Origin of the sequence: Pontiella sulfatireligans (assembly GCF_900890705.1) — a bacterium.
GTDB classification, from domain to species: Bacteria; Verrucomicrobiota; Kiritimatiellia; order Kiritimatiellales; family Pontiellaceae; genus Pontiella; species Pontiella sulfatireligans.
In genome coordinates, this window is sequence record NZ_CAAHFH010000001.1 from 559,967 (window position 1) to 579,242 (window position 19,276).

10 protein-coding genes are annotated in these 19,276 nt (G+C 53.7%); 5 read left to right on the forward strand and 5 right to left on the reverse strand.

Going from position 1 to position 19,276, the window contains the following annotated elements:
• Positions 1–32: 32 nt before the first annotated feature.
• From SCARR_RS02080 to SCARR_RS02095, 4 genes are all read right to left on the reverse strand, one after another.
• Positions 33–1,055, reverse strand: a complete 1,023-nt coding sequence (locus SCARR_RS02080; RefSeq protein WP_136059869.1) for an alpha-amylase family protein — start codon at positions 1,053–1,055, stop codon at positions 33–35.
• Between the two features lie 261 nt (positions 1,056–1,316).
• Positions 1,317–3,164: a sulfatase gene (locus SCARR_RS02085; RefSeq protein ID WP_407984801.1), complete on the reverse strand. Its 1,848-nt coding sequence runs from the start codon at positions 3,162–3,164 to the stop codon at positions 1,317–1,319.
• A gap of 65 nt (positions 3,165–3,229) precedes the next feature.
• Complete coding sequence (locus SCARR_RS02090) at positions 3,230–4,228, reverse strand: 3-keto-disaccharide hydrolase (protein WP_136059870.1); 999 nt, start codon at positions 4,226–4,228, stop codon at positions 3,230–3,232.
• A gap of 49 nt (positions 4,229–4,277) precedes the next feature.
• On the reverse strand, positions 4,278–6,626 hold the full coding sequence (locus SCARR_RS02095) for a GH92 family glycosyl hydrolase (RefSeq protein WP_136059871.1): 2,349 nt from the start codon (positions 6,624–6,626) through the stop codon (positions 4,278–4,280).
• A gap of 470 nt (positions 6,627–7,096) precedes the next feature.
• Between SCARR_RS02095 and SCARR_RS28000 the strand changes: the two genes are divergently transcribed.
• Positions 7,097–9,682 carry a sialate O-acetylesterase gene (locus SCARR_RS28000; RefSeq protein WP_168432907.1) on the forward strand — a complete coding sequence of 862 codons (2,586 nt, stop codon included), beginning with the start codon at positions 7,097–7,099 and terminating at the stop codon, positions 9,680–9,682.
• A 288-nt stretch (positions 9,683–9,970) separates the two neighbouring features.
• Here the strand turns inward: SCARR_RS28000 and SCARR_RS02105 are convergent, their stop codons facing one another.
• Entirely contained in the window at positions 9,971–10,363 is a 393-nt protein-coding gene (locus SCARR_RS02105) for a hypothetical protein (protein ID WP_136059872.1), read from the reverse strand.
• A gap of 276 nt (positions 10,364–10,639) precedes the next feature.
• Here SCARR_RS02105 and SCARR_RS02110 point away from each other — a divergent pair, with 276 nt between their 5' ends.
• The 4 genes from SCARR_RS02110 to SCARR_RS02125 all read left to right on the forward strand — a co-directional run bounded on the left by SCARR_RS02110 (position 10,640) and on the right by SCARR_RS02125 (position 19,242).
• Positions 10,640–14,056 carry a beta strand repeat-containing protein gene (locus tag SCARR_RS02110; RefSeq protein ID WP_136059873.1) on the forward strand — a complete coding sequence of 1,139 codons (3,417 nt, stop codon included), beginning with the start codon at positions 10,640–10,642 and terminating at the stop codon, positions 14,054–14,056.
• A 69-nt stretch (positions 14,057–14,125) separates the two neighbouring features.
• Positions 14,126–14,878, forward strand: coding sequence for a hypothetical protein (locus tag SCARR_RS02115; RefSeq protein ID WP_136059874.1), 753 nt, complete (start codon positions 14,126–14,128; stop codon positions 14,876–14,878).
• Between the two features lie 72 nt (positions 14,879–14,950).
• Positions 14,951–17,425 (forward strand): discoidin domain-containing protein, encoded by a 2,475-nt coding sequence (locus SCARR_RS02120; RefSeq protein ID WP_136059875.1) that lies wholly within the window; start codon positions 14,951–14,953, stop codon positions 17,423–17,425.
• Between the two features lie 437 nt (positions 17,426–17,862).
• Positions 17,863–19,242, forward strand: coding sequence for an alpha-L-fucosidase (locus SCARR_RS02125; RefSeq protein WP_168432909.1), 1,380 nt, complete (start codon positions 17,863–17,865; stop codon positions 19,240–19,242).
• The last annotated feature ends 34 nt before the right edge of the window (positions 19,243–19,276 follow it).

The window sequence follows — 19,276 nt, forward strand, 5'->3', positions numbered from 1 at the left end:
TACTTTTCTTCTGTTGCGAACAATGTCCCGTCTTAACGCGTTGCTTCCTTCAGCACCTGAAGCTGCCTGTAATGGCTCGCAGGAATAACGCCGGAATAGCTCAATGGGACATCCCAGGAAATCGTTCCGCCATGATTGTTCGTGTGTTTGGTCCAGCCGACGACCAATTCGTCGGGGAAACGCGGCTCGCCCATGCCCCAGAAGGTGCCTAGGAAAGTAAGAAAATGAAGCTGGTCGCCTAGAAGGTTTGGACCCATATAGTACTCCTTTCGATCCCAAGGCCGGACTCCGCTTACCGGCAACCTCCAGTTTACCTCTCCAGCCAGATAGTCTTCATAGGCCGTTGCCGGCTTTTTCGGCTCACGGCTCCAACCGATGGGGCCGGTGTTATAGGAAACCAGAGCATCCGGGTTGCCGGATTTAAAGGCCTCCGTATAGGCATGATACATCTCGGGCTGCTGAAATACACAGCCATCAATCCACCAGGCCGAGATGGAATTGCCCCATCGATTTGACCATTCGGCGATGATTTCCTGCCACTGGCTTTGACCTTCGGCCGATTCCTTTCTCCCATACGCGGGCAGATAGACACACAATTTTATTCCCCGTGGAATGAGTTCCGCAGCCAGGTCGGCAACTAAGTCACGGTTCGATGAGTTCGAGTTGTCTGAGCCAAAATATTTCTCATGCGTTTTATTTGGTGCGCAGAAATATCCTCCCTTTTGGCTGATGGTGATAAAGAAGTAGGGAACGTCGAGCGCTGATAATTGTTCCCCCAACTGCTTCACCTGAAACGAGTCCACCCGCTTGTTCCAGACCGCACGGTTCATTTCGCCTGGGACCTCGGTGCTGGCGGTATGAGCCAGATAGTGTGCGAACACGCCCCATTTGGCGTCACGCAACCATTGAGTATCTGGATTTAATTTCTTTTCGGGGGCATCAGCTTTTCCTAGGCCTTGCCCCGAATCTGCGACACGTGTCGATGGCGGCCGGGCGTCACCAAAAACAAACGAGGCAAAACAAACAACGACAATACTAAAACGGATCGTTTTCATAACTGGATTCTCCTAGGGTCAGTCGTCAATAGTTCATGCCGCCTTGCCTGTGGGGGCTCTAATTTCCCATTGTACCGATTCCGTACATTCGCATTTTTTACCCTAGAGGCTCGGAGCAATATAAAATGCGGAGTCTCCGTGTCTCCAGCGCTGAGCGAAGCGTAAATAATTTTCGCAGCCGCTAAGCGATAATTTCTGAAGGAAATAGTGAACACCGTGAACGTTTCAAACAGGGCCGGTGCTCGTTTCGCCGAGGGGCAATTATTCAATCGCCAATGCCCGGGTTGAATAATTTCCTTTTTTATAATCCGACATGCTTCCCATTCTGGGGTGGCTGATGAGGAACTGGTATTCGTCGACCAGATTGAATAGATAGTGGGTGGTGTTGGTCGGCAACGTGGCGCTTACGGTGTTTCCGCTTTCGAGTGTTGCCGGGGCGCGATACCATTCTTCGTATTGTTGCCCGCCGTTGGTGGTGTAGAGCAGATTCGCCCGGACCACCCGGTTGCCTTGCTCGGCATACTTCAACCAGACCTGATTGTCTTTCTGTCCGGATTCCAGGACCTTGCAGACGCCGTCTTTATGAGGCAGGTCGGCGCGGCAGAATGGATTCAGGTAGGGGAAGCTGGCGCCCATGGATTCCAGTTTCTGTTGTAGCAGTCGATCCATTTGCTGCGCTTTCTCCGGCATTTTGTCGGCCAGGTCGTTCATCTCTTCGATGTCCACTCTTTGGTCGCCGTTTTTGTAGAGCCGGTAGAGTTCCAAACGCTTCTTTTCCGGCTTGAAGTTGCGAATCACTTTATAGTCACCAATGCGCAGGGTGGAATGCATGGAAGCGCTGTTGGGAAAGTGGTGCATCATGCTGTTGCGCACGCTGCCGTCGGCTTCCTTCACCAGATTTCGGTCTGTCGGGTTTTGGCTCAGCAGTCTGGAGAGGTCGGCGCCGTCCAGCGCTTGTTCTTCGGGTTGTTCGGTGCCGGTCCAGTTCAGGATAGTGGGGTAGAAGTCGAGCCCATTGACCATCACGTTGGATTCCTCGCCTGCGGGGATGCCGGGGCCTGAGAAAATCATGGGTACGCGTATCCCGCCTTCCTGGGCGTGGATCTTCCCTTCGTCCAGCGGATAGTTGTCGGTGATGATCTCGCTGGGATACTTCTCCATTCCGCCGTTGTCCGAGGTGAAAATAATGTAGCTGTTTTCAACCAGCTTGTGCCCCGGCCAGCGCGGGTCGTCGGTGGTTTTCAAATAGTCGATCACCTGCCCGACATAATGATCGAACATCTCGACCATCGCGCCGTAATAGGGGTTTTTCTGCCCCGGAATTTTCCAGCCCTCGGGGTTCTCAGGATAGGGAACGTCCATCTTTTTGCAGTATTTCTTTAGCAGCGCTTCGCTCTGGGAGTGGATCGGGGTGTGGACCAGAAAGGTGGCATAGTAGAGGAAGAAGGGTTTGTCCTTGGATTGTTCCAAAAAATCCAACGCATCGGCCGTGGTCTGATCGTACGGGAACCCGTTTTTGTCCAGGCGGTATTTATCGTTCTTCTTATCCGTGGCAAATCCGGTCAGTCGGTGGGGATTCATCTTTGCACTGACGCCCAGGTTGCTTCGCGTAAAATCGAATCCATGATCTTCAGGCTGGGGAAACGCATGATGACTTATAGCGATATGCCATTTCCCGGAGTGACCGGTTGTATAGCCGTTTGCCTTCAGCGCTTCCGGCAGAGTGGTCTCGGATGTCGGCAGTCTACCGCTGTACCAAGGCGAGATCACCGACCATACTTTTTCGTTGTGCGGAATGGGCGGCGCGCCGCCAACCACATGCGTCCGCTGCAAACGTGCCGGATGTTTTCCTGCCAATATGGCACCGCGCGAGGGGGCGCAGGTCGGGGCGGGGGAATAGGCCTGCCAAAACTTAACGCCTTCCTTTGCCAACTGGTCGATGTTGGGCGTCTCGTAGGGAGACGGTTCGTCGATGTCGTAGCATTTTACATCCTGCCAGCCCAGGTCATCGGCCAAGATCAGTACAACGTTCGGTTTGTCCGGGCGTTCAGCGCTTGCCAATCCGCAAGCCGAAGCGAGCAGGGCGATTGATACGATTTGTTTCATCATCATGCGATTTCCTGTTTCCATATTATTCTTTTTCCCTTTTCTGCCTGTTTTTCGAGAGGTTTTATTTACCTTTGTCCGGCAATGGGGGTAAGCACTATGTTCCTGAAACTGGCCGCGCCATGGTTTCCCTGCAGGTAGAGCGGGCCGGGTTTCATCGGATCCGATCCCAGTGCTCCACCCGTGCAGCCCAGCAGCGGTTGGTTGTCGATAATTGTTGTTCCGTTCAATACCACGGTTACGTGCCGCTCCAGCAAGGTAACATCCAGCGTTTGCCACTGCCCCGCCGGTTTCTCCGCGCTTTCAGCGGGGGTGATGCGACTGTAGATTGCGCCCATGTTGTGGGAGTCTAGAGGCTTCCCGTAGGAATCGAGGATTTGAAGCTCGTAGATGCCGCGAAGGTAGATTCCGCTATTGGATTTTTCCGGGACATTGACCTCCAGCTTTAGGTTGAAATCCTCGAACTCGGCGATGGTCTTCAGGTTCCCGTAGGCAACATGTTTTTTGCCCTCGGTCTGCATTGGCTTGTTGACCAGTATGCCGTTTTCCGCAACCCATCCATTGGCATTGTTTGGATTGGTCAATACCCATCCATCCAGGTTTTTGCCGTTGAACAAGGCCATCGGCTTCTCCCGGGTTGTTTTGGACAGATCCGGCTTGGGGGGCAGGGGAGACATGCGTTTCCCGGTAAAGTCCGCCCGCCCGAACTGCTTGCCGTCGGGTTTGTTTTTTACGGTAACGAGCTTCAGGTCGTCGCCATCCAGCGTTGCCGTGATAGTTTCGGTAATCTTCTTTCCCTTGTCCGGTCCGCGCCGCTGGACCTGAACGCGCGTGACGATAAGTTTTCCGTCTTCGATCTTGATCGAGTCCACCGGTGTCACACTGCCGCCACCCCAAAGAATGTCGCCCTTCAGCTCTCCCTTCTCCTGGGTGACCCCAAGCCAACCCGCACCGCCGCCGGGAATGGTCAAAGCCCAGTTGTCTATATAGGGTTTGTCGGCGCAGGCGCACAGGTTGCCCGTCGCCAAGACCAGCATCATCATTACACAACCTATGTTCTTTTTCATAAACGATTCCGGTTATTCTGCCTTTGGAACTTAACTAAATCACTGGGTTTTATCTTCCCCGTTCGATGGCTTTCGGGAATGTTCCGTTGCTCATCGACGGCGGACGATTGTTTTTGGCGCTGCCCCATTTGCTTTCGGTCGGTCCCATGACGAGTTCGAGGGTTCCGCCGGAGATCAGTTCTTTGTGCGTGATCCACGTGCGGTTCAGCGGCTGGCCGTTGAGGGTCGCCGATTGGATATAGTAATTTTTCGGCGCATTATTTTTGGCGACGATCTTGAAGGTCTTGCCCTGAGTGCGGAGATGGTATTGCTCGTCTAGGTTGATCTCGATTTCGTCGAAGACCGGGCTGCCGATATGCCAAACGTTTTCGCCGGGTGCCACCGGATTTAAGCCTATCGCATTCAACACATACCAGGCGGAGAGCTGGCCAAAGTCGTCGTTGTGGGCGAGTCCGTTGTGGTCGGTTCCGTAGGCGCCGTCCAGCACGGTGCGGGTCCAGTACTGCGTCCGCCACGGCTTGCCGACAAAGTTGAAGTAGGAGATGATCTGGTGAACCGGCTCGTTGGAATGGTTGTAGTATGGGTTGCCGGGGGAGAAGTCCGCCGGGGCGCCTTCGAAAAGTTCTTCCAGCTCAGACGCGAAACGCTTTTCGCCCATCAGATCGATTAGCCCCTGAACGTCATGCGGCACAAACCAGCTCCATTGGTAGGTATTGCCCTCTTTGCAGCCCGCTCTCGAAAATTTGTCGGTCCACGGGTTCTTCCAGTTTCCTTTGGCATCCTTTGAGCGCATCCAGCCGACGTTGGGATCAAAAAGTTTTTTATAGTTCTCGCCGGCGCGCTTGCCATAGAATTTGGCATCCTTGGTTTTGCCCAAGGTTTCGGCAAAGCGGCTGATGCACCAGTCGCCGTAGGTATTCTCCAACGTCAGCGAGATGGCCATCTTCGGGTGGCTGTATACGTACCCGTGAGAGTTCATTTCATCCGGATAATATCGGGTGGAATTCGGGCCGGTGGCCTCCTGGATGGCAATTTCATAGGCGCGGTCGACATCAAAGTTGCGAATGCCCTTCATATAGGCATCCACGGTTACCGAAATCCCGGGGTCGCCCAGACCCGCGCCCGTATAGTCGCCCATCATCTGCCACAACGGATAGGTTTTCCCCGTCAGGGTGCAGATATCCAGGAAGGTGTTGACCTGATCGTTGACGATGTCCGGACGAACGAGGGTCAGCATCGGGAACACGTGTCTATAAACATCCCATCCGCTGAAGCCCATCCGCGTGGTGTAGTCTTTTCCACCATGGATTTTTTTGTCGGCGCCCCAGTATTTTCCATCCACATCCGTAAAGTCGCACGGATACATCATGGTACGGTAGAGCGCGCTGTAGAAGATCATTTTCTGGTCTTCGGTTCCACCTTGGGTGGTCAGCATGCCGTTGATTTCATCTTTCCAGGTTTGGCGTGCCTGAGCCTTGACGGCATCGAAGTCCCAGTGGGTCAGTTCCTGTTCGAGGTTGGCTTGGGCGCCTTCCATGCTGACATAGGAGATGCCAACCTTCATGGTGATTTGTTCGCCAGCCGTCGTGGCAAAGTTGGCGTAGAAGCCGAGGTCCTTATTCTCAACATCCGGTTTGGCACCCAGATCATCGCCCATGTTCCAGAGGCCGTACGAATCCCACTTCTTATCGAATTGGGCGTAGTAGTAGAGATTGTATTTGGTTCCTTTGGCAAACCCGTTCCCTTCGCCCCAGCAGCGGATCTTTCCCTTGATCGTGCCGTTTTCCACCACGATGTTGTGCTGCTTTCCTGAATAGCCGCCGATTTTGCGGGCCAAGTCGATTTGGATATGGCTGGAATCGGACTTCGGGAAGGTAAACCGCAGCATGCCGGCGCGCTGGGTACAGGTCAGCTCGGTCTGGATCTTGTATTTTTGGAGCATGACGCTGTAGTAGCCCGCCTCGGCGACCACGTCGTCATGGCTGAACTCGGACTTCCATCCCGACCCTTTGGTTTTATATAGGTCAAGCGTGTTGGAACCACTGTGAAACTTGATTTTTCCGGTGGTTGGCATGACCTGGAAGTTGCCCAACGATCCCCCGAATCCCACGCCCGGCATGCGGTTGACGCTGAATCCCTCGATGGTTTTGTCGAAATAGTTGTATCCGCTGGTTTTTCCCTTCCCCGTTATCGTGTCCGGGCTAAGCTGCATCAGGCCAAATGGCATATTGGGTCCGGGGATGGTTCTTCCGCACCGTTTCTGTGCGCTATTGCCGATCACGGGGTTGATGTAGTCAACGGGGTTCGTTTTTTCCGTAGCTGCTGCCGCCATCTGTGTCGCCAAGATTACGAATGAGAGCAACCTGATTTTACGAAACGATTTAATGTGAAGTTTCATATTTAATTCCTTATCACTTTTGTTCACCTTGAGGCGCTATTCGAATGCAGGCACCCTGTTTATTCAAATTCCCTTTTCTAACAGCCGTGTATGTTCTCTCATAACCCAGAGCCTGGATATCATCCGTTTAGATGATGTCTTTGATCTATCGGATCGCTCGCTACGAGCGACACACCATGAGGCTGGAGCTTGCGACGGCAGCGAAGCGGCAACCCAAACGATTCTGCACCCGTTCTGCTTTTGGGAGAAGGCTGAAGGTGATGGTTTTACACTGAGGTCGCCCCGCTCCGGGCGCTATTCCTGTTGTTTACTGGCATCATCTAAATGGATGATATGCATCATTCAAGGATTCGGGCATGTTGGTTTTTTATAGTGCATTGCCAAAATCCCCGTTCAGTTTGGGGTGCGGCCTGGGAAATGGAAAAGCACAGGAAAACTATTCACAAGGATGGAATCGATTGGAGATGAAAATGAACACAAACGTAATGACTGCCGCCATTGCTCTTTTGGTGTCCAGCGCCGGTTTTGCCGATGTTCGGCCGGCCGCGCTGTTTGCGGATAACATGGTGCTTCAGCGCGAGACGCAGGCCCCCGTCTGGGGCCGGGCGGATGCGGACGAAAAGGTGATGGTCAGCGGAAGCTGGGGGGAAACCGCATCAACGAAAGCAGATGAGTCCGGTAAATGGAGTGTTAAACTGCAAACGCCGGCGGCGGGCGGGCCGTACACACTTACGATCAAGGGGGACAACACGGTTGAAATCAAAAATGTGCTCTCCGGGGAGGTCTGGTTCTGTTCGGGGCAGTCAAATATGGATTTTGCATTGAACATGCTGGCCAAGACCTCGTCGCGGACGGAGAAAAAATATGAGCCTGCGGCCACCTGTGTGAGGCAGGAGATGGAAACGGCGCAGGATGAGCTTTTCCGTCAGTTTGAGGTTGAGAAAAACACCTCTCCATTTGAGTCGCTGGATGCGCTAAAAGGCCGTTGGAAGGCTTCTTCGGCGGCGAACAATCCGGCGTTTTCGGCGACGGCCTACTTTTTCGGCCGCGAGCTGCGCAAGGAGCTTGGTGTTCCGGTGGGCTTGATTAAGTGCGCATGGGGCGGAACCCGGGTGGAGCCTTGGATCCCTGCCGGGGAGTATCTGAAGGATGATGAAATGGCCGCTTATTTTGAGCGCGAAAGCACAGGGCTGAAGGATCAAATTTCAAAATGGAATCCGGCAAAGGTGGAGGAGCGATATCAGGCCGCGTTGAAAAGATGGGAGACCACCAAGAAAGGCCGCAAACCCAGACCTGCGAGTAATCCGAAAGAAAACAAGCAGATGCCGGCGACGCTGTTTAATGCGATGGTTAATCCGGTGATTCCCTATGCCATGAAAGGCGCGATCTGGTATCAGGGGGAAAACAATGCCAGCCACAATACTGAAAATTATGAACACAATTTCCGGGCGATGATCAGTGCATGGCGCGAGCACTGGGATCAGGGCGATTTTCCGTTCTATTTTGCCCAGTTGGCTAACTTCAAAGCGCCCGTCACGGAACCTGTTGAGTTCAACGGATGGGCGTCGATCTGCGATCAGCAACGGAGGACGCTCAGCCTGAAAAACACCGGCATGGCGGTGCTGAATGATATCGGCGAGGCCAATGACATCCATCCGCACAACAAGATGGACGTGGGCAAAAGGCTGGCTCTGTGGGCGTTGAAACATGATTACAACAGGAATGTCCCAGCTTGCAGCGGGCCCCTTTACAAACATCATAAAATCAAGGGTGATCGCGTGATCATCACGTTCGACCATGCGGGTTCCGGGCTGATGACGGGGAACAAAACCGGGATGGCCGATACGCAGAAAACGGATGAACCACCGAAATACTTCCAGATTTGCGGCAAGGATCGTCAATGGAAATGGGCGCAGGCTGAAATTACGGGCAAGGACACGATTGCGGTTTCTCATCCGGAAGTAGCGGAGCCGGCCGTTGTCCGGTATGCGTGGGCACAGAATCCTGAAGCAGCCAATCTTTACAACAAAGAGGGTCTGCCCGCTTCTGTTTTTACCACAGAGGCTGAAATTCCTGTGAACGCTGCGCTGAAGCCCGCCGCCAAACCGGTTACTGAAGGCTCCCCAAAAACACGGGTTTCAAGATTGGAAGCCGGAGAGAAGCAAACCGTGGTGGTCTATGGCACCAGCCTGACGGCGGTGGGAGCATGGGTAGATCAGCTCCGGGCAGTGCTTGAACAGAATTATCCCGGCCAGATCACGCTCATCAACAGCGCCCGGGGCGGGAGCAATTCCGAGTGGGGCCGGAAATCGTTTGATGAACGGGTGATTCAGAAAAAGCCCGACACGATGTTCATTGAGTTCGCGATCAATGATGCGGTGGCCAGCCGCAAAGTCAGCGTGGAGAAAGCGCGCGAAAATCTGGAGGATATGATCGACCGGCTTCTGGCGGCGCAGCCTGATTGTAAAATTATTCTCATGACGATGGATCCGGCGGTTTCTCATCATGCGGATCGCCGGCCCGACCTCGTCACCTACTATCAGATGTACCGCGATGTGGCGAAGGCGCGGGGATTCCTGCTGATCGATCACTATCCGAACTGGGAAAAACTCCTGAATGAAGATCCCGGGCTTTTTATTCAATATGTTCCGGACGGGATTCACCCCGTCCGCGACGGGGCGCTCCAGGTGATTATGCCCGCGATGATGAGTGCCCTTGGATTGAAGAAAGGGAAGCCTGAATTGAATGAGCAGACACCCTGCTGGAACTATCTGTTCGGAATGATGGATAAATTGGAGGAGCGGGACAGAAAGGTTACGCGGTCGGAATATAACCTCTACTGGAAACAGCAATTTGCCAAGTCGGATGCCGATAAAGATGGCGCGCTGATAGCGGACGAATATAAATCGGCCGTTCTCTTTAAGCACATCGATGCGGATAACGACGGCACGATAACGCTCGAAGAATACCTGGCAACCTATGCGCCGTTCTTTGGGCCGCACGATGCCAACTCGGATGGCAAGCTGGTTCAAGGCGAAATCTGGAAGGTGAAATGAAGAAGCAAGGCCGTGCTGCTTCATGCGCAGCTATGGCGCTCTATTTCGGAATTAGCTCAAAAAAAGAAGAATATCTGAATCCGTTGGCTAACGAACACTCGGTATTCAAGAGCTGATCAACTCTTCATTTTGGCCCGCGTTTACCTGCACGATTGCTCCGTGTCCCTGATTTCATTGCCCCGGTTCGGATAACTCCCTGATTTCCTGGCTGCAAAGGCCCGGTTTTCCCTTTCGCAGGCGCACGGCTTCTTCCGCGTGGGCGGTGGGCGCGGTTGATGGATGGTCTGGTTATGCGTAGGAGCTGGCGATGTCGCGTATGACATCGAACCAGGGGCATCGTTTACCGTGGTGCAGTTCGGTTGTCCCGCCGTGTCGGACGAGCCGGACGGCGCAGTAGATGATGTTTTGAAGTACGGTTTTGAGCCGCCAGCGCTTGGCGTTGATCCTTTGCGGGGCTGTGGCTTTGCGCTTGATGACCTCTTGTCCGAGGGTGCGCAGCAGGTTGAATGCGACCATGGCGCAGAGCAGGATGTCGCGGTCGGCGATGGCATCTGAGCGGCGTGGTTGGAAATTCGGGGGGAGCGTTGCCTTTGGAAGGTTGCCGAGCACGAGGCTGCAAAGGTGATTTCCGCTGGTTGAGTTGAGTTCGCCCTTGCCGGTCTTAAGCTTATAGTGTTTCATTTCTTCACCTGTTGGGTTGGTTTTTTGTTTTAGCGAACGGATGTATTAGTCATTCTGGTCCAACAGGTAACTATTAATTAAGAGGTATTGTCTAACGGATTCAGGTAATACTTTATCTCAATCGATTGATGCCCCTGCCGGGCGCTTTTTCACGTGATGGCGACATCATCTAAATAGATGATAGGCAGATCGTTTGGGGGTGCTACTCTAGAATTCGAATTGGGAGATCTGCGTGGATCTCGATCTGTGTGTTAACTAGTAAATGGAGGAGTTAAGATGATGAGAAAAATAAAATTATTCACGGCAGCCTTGGTGCTGTCAGTTGCGGCGCAGGCGGGTGCACAGCTTTACACTCAGGATTTCGAGACCAATCCAGGGTATACCCCCTCCAATGACCACGCGGTAGGTGCCGCTGGCTCAACGGCAGCATATCACGCATTTGGCGAGTGGGGTGGCACAGCTGACATTGGCATAACCCAGACTAACGGTGCGCTTCAGATCAGCTCAAACACCAGCGGCAGCAGTGCGCGTAATCGGGGCTTTACGGTAACTATCGATACGTCGACTTGGGTCGCGGGAATTCATACCGTCTCATTCGATGTCACCAACTTTGTAGACGGCACGGGTACGGCGGGAATGGCGGTCCATGAAGGAAGCGGCTTGGATACCCTCTATGCCCAGTGGGATGTTGGCGGTAACAGTGCTGGCGACAGTTGGCCGCGGGAACAAGGAACGGCACCCAGCGCCGTGATCGGCGACACCGGCTCCCGTGGAACGGGCATCACGGCCAATGGAACGTATAGCTTTGATGTCGCACTGACCGAGGCAGGCGTGGCCGGGGATTATATGACGTTGGCATTTGCCCAGATAAGGACACTTGGCACGGAATTGGCTCCGACATTCGACATCGACAATGTGCTGGTCGATGTGTTTTTTGGACCAAACCTTCCTCCAGTCGCCGATGATCAGAGCGTAGACGTGGTGCAGAATAAATTCGTGGACATCACATTGGTCGCAATTGATCCGGAAGGCAGCAACCTGACCTACTCCGTGGGTTCGCCCACCAACGGTGTGTTGACCGGCGCGACTAACAACTGGACCTATACGCCGGACACGGATTACACCGGGCCAGACAGCTTTACCTTTACGGCTAACGATGGCGAAACAGACAGCGAACCGGCCACGGTTTCGATTTCGGTAAATCTGAACACTCAGCCTGTTGCCGACGCGCAAGGCGTAGTCGTAGAGAAGAATACGTCCCTTGAAATCACATTGACCGCAAGTGATCTGGAAACGGCAACTAGCAACCTGACCTATTCTGTGGGTACGCCCACCAACGGTGTGTTGACCGGCGCGACTAACAACTGGACCTATACGCCGGACACGGATTATTTCGGGCCAGACAGCTTTACCTTTACGGTTAACGATGGCGAAACAGACAGCGAACCGGCCACGGTTTCCATCGTGGTGTTTGAGCAGCCGGTGGAGGGAACGATCCTCTATGAAGAAGATTTCTCGACCGATCCGGGGTATACCAACGCCGGCACCACGGCGATAGGTTCCGACACGAACGGAGTGGGGACCTATTTCACATTTGGCGAATACAATGGCTCCGGTGACATTGGTGAGACCACGGACGCCGGTGTGCTTCACATCGACTCAAACACCGAGGGCGCCGGTGCGCGTTCGCGGGGCCTGTCGGTATTTATCGATACATCGGCTGCGGGCCCGGGAACCTATACCGTCTCATTCAATGTCGCCAACTGGGTCGACGGCACGGGTACGGCGGGATTCAAGGTGTTTGAAGGAAGCGGCCTTGATACCGGCTATCTCGATATAGATAATGTCGATAACGCTACGAATGGCGCCGTTCCAAAAAAAACCGGCGGGACGGCAACATGGGTCGCGCTCGGCGAAACCGGCGCCGGAGGAACGGGCATCTCGAGCAATGGATTTGTGAGCTTTGAAGTCGAACTGACCGAGGCAGGCCAGACCGGGGATTATCTGGCGTTGGCACTCACTCAGGTGAGGACACTTGGCACGGAATTGGCTCCAACATTCGACGTCGATAACGTGTGGGTGGGTGTGGGTGCTCCGCCGCCAGTTGCAGACGCGCAGAGCGTAGACGTGGTGCAGAATTCATTCGTGGACATCACGTTGACCGGAAGCGATCTGGAAGGCAGCAACCTGACCTATTCCGTGGAGGATACGCCCACCAACGGTGTGTTGACCGGAACGGCTCCGGACCTGACCTATACGCCGACCACGGATTATCTCGGGCCAGACAGCTTCACCTTTACAGTTTACAATGGCGGTACAACCAGTGCGCCCTCCACGGTTTCGATTTCTGTAAATATGCAACAGCCGCCTGTTGCCGACGCGCAGAGCGTAAAGGCAGAGAAGAATTCATTTGTGGACATCACATTGACCGGAAGCGATCCGGAAGGCAGCCCCCTGACCTATGATGTGGGTACGCCCACCCATGGTGTGTTGACGGGGACGGCTCCGGACCTGACCTATACGCCAAACACAGACTATGAGGGTGCCGACAGTTTCACCTTTACGGTTAACGATGGCGAAGCAAACAGCGAACCGGCCACGGTTTCCATCGAGGTGGTTGTGCCGCCGCCGGCCGGTGTTATGGTTCAGTGGGGTTCTGCCGAAGGTGAGACCGACATTATTGCGGTAACCACGATCAATAATGCGAACAATATGCAGACCACGTGGGATGGAGACCTGCTTACTGGAGGATATGCCGGTTATTATCCGAATGCAGGCATCACCCGGTCGCCCAACATTTATGGGGCTGGATCGATTGCCAATGAGGAATCCGAGATTGTCGACGATGCATCCGGAGATTATATCCGGAACACATCCAACGTTTCGGGGTATGAAAATAACATCCAGTTCATGCTCGTCTGGCAGGATTTCCTGACGGCGGATCGGGCGGTCACAGACTTTTCCATTATGGTTCGAGGGGTTGCGAATAAACTTAATACCGGGTCAGTCCAATGGCTAGTTGAGCAGGATAGTCAGTGGTACATCAGCGCGAATACCTATGCATTCGACAGTTCGGGCTATGCAACCCATTCGGCCAACATTTCGACCCTTTCCTGGAATCTCTTCACGCCGTTTTCTGGCGGAACAGCCGTCATTGGTGCGGCCGCAACGCCGACGCTGGATAATATCACTGCAGTCGGCTACTACGCCGATGTTTCTTGTCCCGAGGGCCAAACCTTTGCGGGAGCCGAGGCGATGTATTTTCAGTGCCGGGAGGAGGTTCAAATTGTCGACTCGTATGACTCATGGGCGCTTTCCTATGGCCTGACCGGCGCTGATACCAACGGGAATGCCGATGTGGAAAACGGCGGACTTGGCGATGGGCTCGAAAACCTGATGGAATACGCCCTCGGCGGCAATCCGACCAACGACGACGCGGCTGCGGTTTCTCCGAGCACCTATATGGCCGACGATGCCGGGACCGACTGGTTCTACCATGTCTATAATCAAAATCAGGATCCGAGCCTGACCTTCACGGTGGGTGCCACTCCGGATCTGGTCTTCACCGCAGTCGACACCAACGACGTCGAGTTGGTTGGCGAAACGGCGGAGTCCGGCGGCTTCAAGACCGTCACCAGCCGGACCGAGGCCTCTACCGACGCCAAGTTCATCAAACTGGATGTGAGCCAGTAATCGATTGTTAAAACGAAATTGCGGCGGCGGTGCATGCACCGCCGCCATAACAAGGAAAAGGAGAACAAAATGAAGAAACTATGGACAGGAATAATGATCACAGCGGTCATGGCGGCTACCTCGCAGGTGAGTGCAGATCTCTACAACGAGGATTTCTCGACCGATCCGGGGTTTGCAGCAGTCAACGGCCTCACGGCGATAGGTGCCACTGGCTCATTGGGGACATATTTCGCATTTGGCGAGTACAATGGCTCCGATGGCCTTGGCGTGACCACGAGCACCGGTGTGCTTCACATCGACACAAACGACAGAGCTAATCGTAATCGGGGTCTGTCGGTATTTATCGATACGTCGGCTGCGGCCGCGGGAACCTATACCGTCTCATTCGATGTCTTGAACTTTGTAGCCGGCACGGGTACGACGCCTGGCTACTCGGGCTTTAAGGTATTTGAAGGAAGCGGCCTTGATACCGGCCATATCACGTTGGATAATATCGATAATGACACGTCTCCCGCCGTTCCAAGAAGAGATAAAAGCAGCACGGCAGCAGTATGGACCGACCTCGGTAACACCTGGGGCGCCGGCACCGAGGGATCGGGCATCTCGGCCAATGGAACGGTGAGCTTTGATGTCGAACTGACCGAGGCAGGCGTGGCCGGGGATTATCTGGCGTTGGCATGGGTTCAGCAAATGCTGGATATTGAGGCTCCGAGCTTCGACGTCGACAATATTAGCGTGACGATTCCTGAACCGGCCACGCTGGGCATGATCGCCTCCTTCGGGGTAGGAGTGCTGTTTATCCGTCGCAGAATTATGATGTAGTTTCTGCGCCATTGAACATGTTGAAAAGAGCTCCTTCAGTTTCTGGAGGAGCTCTCTTAGGATAGGCTTGAAATGATAAAAAAGAGAACCCTATTCGGAATGCTTCTGCTTATGTCCTGCGCGGCGCCGGCGGCAACGGTCCTGTGGGATGGAACCCGTTCGGATATAACGAACCTTACGTCCAACATTAATTCACCAAACAACTGGACCGAATCGGACACCGTCTGGAACACGACCGATCAGACGATCGACTCGCCCGGAACGCAGGCGGACATCAAGTTGGCCATGGGACAGGTTACCCAGCTTCGCCATACCGGCCAGATTAACGAAGGATTCGATGCGGTGTACTGTGGCGGTGGCGACGACACCTCAATAACCAATGATGCCGTGTCGCCGTTTTCGCAACTGATCGCGTTCGATGCCGGGGCTTTTTCGGCTACGGGTTTGCCTCTGCGTGCCATGACCGTCACGCTTAAAAAACGCGTCGCGTCCGACACCCAGTCTTTTTGCTGGTTTGTAGAGAATGGTGGCCAATGCTGCGTCAGTGCGGTCGTTGACAACGATGTGGGCACGGATTATGCGACCTATACGCTGGGTGACACTGCAGCCAGCGAGTGGTTTGCCTTTGACGGCAATGCGAATATCGGCTCGGCGACCGGAGCTTCGGTCGGGACGCTGAGCCTGACCAACCTGAATTATGCGGGGATCCTGGTAACGGAAACCTATACCACGGCGCAAAACTGGCATGGGGCTATCGTCCAGCAATTTGCGCTGTCCGAAGAGGTTGTGGTTCCTAGAACCATGCCTTACATGGGCGGCTGGTGCCCGCGCGTGCAGCTCCCGGCGAAGAACAATGGAACCGAACGGATCGATTTTACTAATTTTGATGTGTCCGCTTTTGTGGATCAGTTGGTCCAACTGGATACCGCCAAATACCACTTCCTTAACTTGAGTCACGGAGCCATTGCTACGTTCTATACATCGTCTCATCCGGAATTGGCTTCGGTCGTTAACACCAACATGTTCCCCACGGAACGGGACCTGTTGATGGAGGTGGTGGACGAACTGGAGAGGAGAGGCGACAACCGTCCTGTAATCGTTTATCAGGCCGCACACGGCATCAAGGAGTCTTCCTGTCCGCCCGGTGCCTGGGATAACTGGACAAACCATATTGCCTCGCTGGGATATACCGATCACCACCATGCCGTGGCGGATCTGATCATTAAATATTATTCCTTGAAATATGGGGATAAAATCGATGGGTGGTGGTATGACGGCGTTAATAATCTTTCCCCAGAGAATCAGCAACGGTATGTCGATGCCGCCCGGCTCGGCAATCCCAAGGCTATAATCGCAATTCCGGTAACCAGTGGAGCCCCGCTGAAAAGCTCGCCCTGGTGCGACTATACCTCCGGGCATCCGTTTAGCGTGAAAGCCAACGAGCCTTGGCAACCGGCCAATTTGCTCATGATCGAAAATATTGAGGCCGGACCGTGGTTGGATCAGAACGGTGATCCAGTTGACGATCCAAACAAGGGCGCCTTGGCACATGCGTTCATCCCGCTGCAACGGACGTGGAACGCCGGAGAAGCGTTCCCCGCCCTGCAGGCAATCGACTGGACAACCCGGGCGGTCGAGGCCGGGGGCATGATGACCTGGAGCCTCAACCGGCAGGGATCCTTAATTGAAGACATAAATTTTGATACACTGTTCAAGATCAATGCGGCCATGACACAGGCGGTCGTAGTGGCCTCGGGGGAAAACACGCCTAATGAAACCGCGGTAAAAGCCTTTGATGGCGACGTCAATACCAAGTGGCTGACCTTCACGAATACGGCCTGGATTGCCTACGATTATACGAGCACAAATGCCGCGGCCATGACGCAATACAGCATCACCTCGGCCAATGACGGTGATGCAAGGGATCCAAAGGATTGGGAATTTCAGGGATCCAATGACGGCGGCATGAGCTGGGATACCCTGGATGTACGGACGAACCAGGACTTTACGGCCCGGTTCCAGACCAAGACCTATCCGTTCAGCAACAGCACGGCCTATAAAGTCTATCGCCTGAACATTACCGCCAACAACGGAAATGCCTATACACAGCTGGCCGAGCTTGAGCTCGGAATGGCTTCCTCAACGACGTTTTTTGTAGACTGGGCGGACGGGTACGGGCTGACCGGCACCCATGCGGTATACGATGCCGACCCGGATGGCGATGTGCTCGACAATCTCAGTGAATATGCGTTGGACGGCAATCCGACCAATGGCTCCGACCGGGGGCATATTCCAGTCCTTGGAACTTTCGGAGAAAATGGCACTTACTGGTTTGAATATGTTTACGCCCGCCGGAATGATGCCGCCGCGCGCGGTCTGAATTATACCGTGGAGGCAACCTCCAATCTGGTCTCCGCCGCCTGGAGCACCAATACCATTGCCGAGACCGGGGCCGGATCGCTCGACAGCGATTTTGAATCGGTCACCAACCGGATCCCGCTGGATGCCGAGGGATTCATGCGTTTGATGATTGAGTTCGTCGAATAGACGGCCCTTGGAGCTTTAGTGCCGGGGGATATCTCACACCCGCTCGTTTCTCGCTCAAGTCACGGAGCCACAGAGAAGTTTCAATGGTTGGAAGCCGCGTGCCGCAGTAGGTATAGATGTTTCCAATGTTTGGACCCGAGACGAAGTCGAGAGAGGCCGCCTGCAAGGCGGCAATGGAACGGAGTGGAATGGCAAAACCGTGACCAACCGCACCGAAGCCGTCGAGGATGCGAAGTTCATTGCGCTTAACGTGGAGCTGTAACGGGAAATCAAAAAATGAACTGTTTGACTTGAGTGATTCCCTTCTCCGCACCCGTGAGGACTATCATCTATATGCATGATGTGCGGATTCAGCGGATGGGTTATGTTTTTCCTTGTCTGCGTGCATCGGGTTCCTGAACGCGCGGTATTGGAGTGATTAATGACAGGAGATGCATATGAAAAAACAGATGATGTGGGTCTTTGTAATGATTATGGTTTCCGGCATTCAGGCAGCACCTAAAAACGTGACCAAAGCAGAGTGGATCGCGCAGCAGAAAGCGCTTCAAGAAGACCGCGGAAACCCTTTCAGAATAGATCGGGAGGAAAAAAGGTATGTAGCGATAGACACGAACGGAGATGGAATAATAACCTCGGCTGAACGTAAAGCTAATGCAGAAGCAAGGAAGAAAGCGAAAGCTGCCACAGCTATCGACGCAAGCATTAGCAGTGCCGAACAGCAGCCGACTTTTGTGGAAGAGTCTCTCGAGGCCTACAACGAGCGCATGCAATGGTTCGTGGATGCACAATACGGTTTGTTTATTCACTTTGGTGTTTATTCACAGCTAGGCGGCGAATTTAAGGGCCAGCCAATGCGTGGTAAGTATTCAGAGTGGATCGAAGCAGATTTGGAGATTCCCAGAGAAGAATATGCAGAAATCATCAAGGATTTTAATCCGACTCAATTTGATGCCGACCTCATTGTCCGCACGGCCAAGGCGGCAGGAATGAAGTACTTAGTCATCACCTCGAAGCACCACGACGGGTTTTGCCTTTGGGATAGCGAATACACCGAATTTGATGTGGGCAGTACGCCCTTCAAAGGACGGGACATCCTCGCCGAACTCAACGAAGCCTGCAAAAAACACGGCATTAAATTCGGGCTCTACTACAGTGTCCTTGACTGGAATCACCCGACACAGGTGCCGAGTTTGCAAACAGATAAACCGAGTTGGAGATGGGGACGCACGTATCTTCGCGATGGCGATGATGGTGAAGACAAGCAAACGTATGTCACCTATCTAAAGAATCAACTTCTGGAGCTGATTGAAAATTATGACCCGGCAATTCTTTGGTTTGATGGTGAGTGGGTTCAGTGGTGGACCGTTAATGACGGGATTGACCTTTACAACACCCTGCGTGGCGCGAGTTCTCACGTAATCATGAACAATCGTGTGGGCAAACGTAACTCGTTTGAAGCGGACTTTGTCTGTAAAGAGCAACGGCATTTTGAAGAGGCATTCCCCAAACATTGGGAAGCCTGTTACACCATGAATAAATCCTGGGGCTACAAGAAGGGCGATGACGATTGGAAAGATGCGGCGACCGTCTACGAGAAGCTCAAGGATGTAAATGAAAAGGGTGGCAATCTGTTGCTCAATGTGGGCCCGGATGGAAACGGTGTGGTCCAGGACGAAGCGATATCCATTCTTCTAGAGGCCGGCAAGATGCTCGAAGCCAATCCGATCGAGAAAAGGAAGCCAACGATTAACGCGGTACCGCGTCTTGCACCGCCCCGTAAAGGGAAGAAAACGGTTAATGCTACCCCGGGTATTTAGAGTAGATAAACAGGAAAACAGACCCATGAAAATC

Bases quoted from the DNA above. Each gene is read 5' to 3' on its own strand.
- SCARR_RS02120 (WP_136059875.1), top strand. From the start codon at position 14,951: ATGATAAAAAAGAGAACCCTATTCGGAATGCTTCTGCTTATGTCCTGC.
- SCARR_RS02115 (WP_136059874.1), top strand. From the start codon at position 14,126: ATGAAGAAACTATGGACAGGAATAATGATCACAGCGGTCATGGCGGCT.
- SCARR_RS28000 (WP_168432907.1), top strand. From the start codon at position 7,097: ATGAACACAAACGTAATGACTGCCGCCATTGCTCTTTTGGTGTCCAGC.
- SCARR_RS02080 (WP_136059869.1), bottom strand. From the start codon at position 1,055: ATGAAAACGATCCGTTTTAGTATTGTCGTTGTTTGTTTTGCCTCGTTT.
- SCARR_RS02105 (WP_136059872.1), bottom strand. From the start codon at position 10,363: ATGAAACACTATAAGCTTAAGACCGGCAAGGGCGAACTCAACTCAACC.
- SCARR_RS02095 (WP_136059871.1), bottom strand. From the start codon at position 6,626: ATGAAACTTCACATTAAATCGTTTCGTAAAATCAGGTTGCTCTCATTC.
- SCARR_RS02090 (WP_136059870.1), bottom strand. From the start codon at position 4,228: ATGAAAAAGAACATAGGTTGTGTAATGATGATGCTGGTCTTGGCGACG.
- SCARR_RS02125 (WP_168432909.1), top strand. From the start codon at position 17,863: ATGAAAAAACAGATGATGTGGGTCTTTGTAATGATTATGGTTTCCGGC.
- SCARR_RS02085 (WP_407984801.1), bottom strand. From the start codon at position 3,164: ATGATGAAACAAATCGTATCAATCGCCCTGCTCGCTTCGGCTTGCGGA.
- SCARR_RS02110 (WP_136059873.1), top strand. From the start codon at position 10,640: ATGATGAGAAAAATAAAATTATTCACGGCAGCCTTGGTGCTGTCAGTT.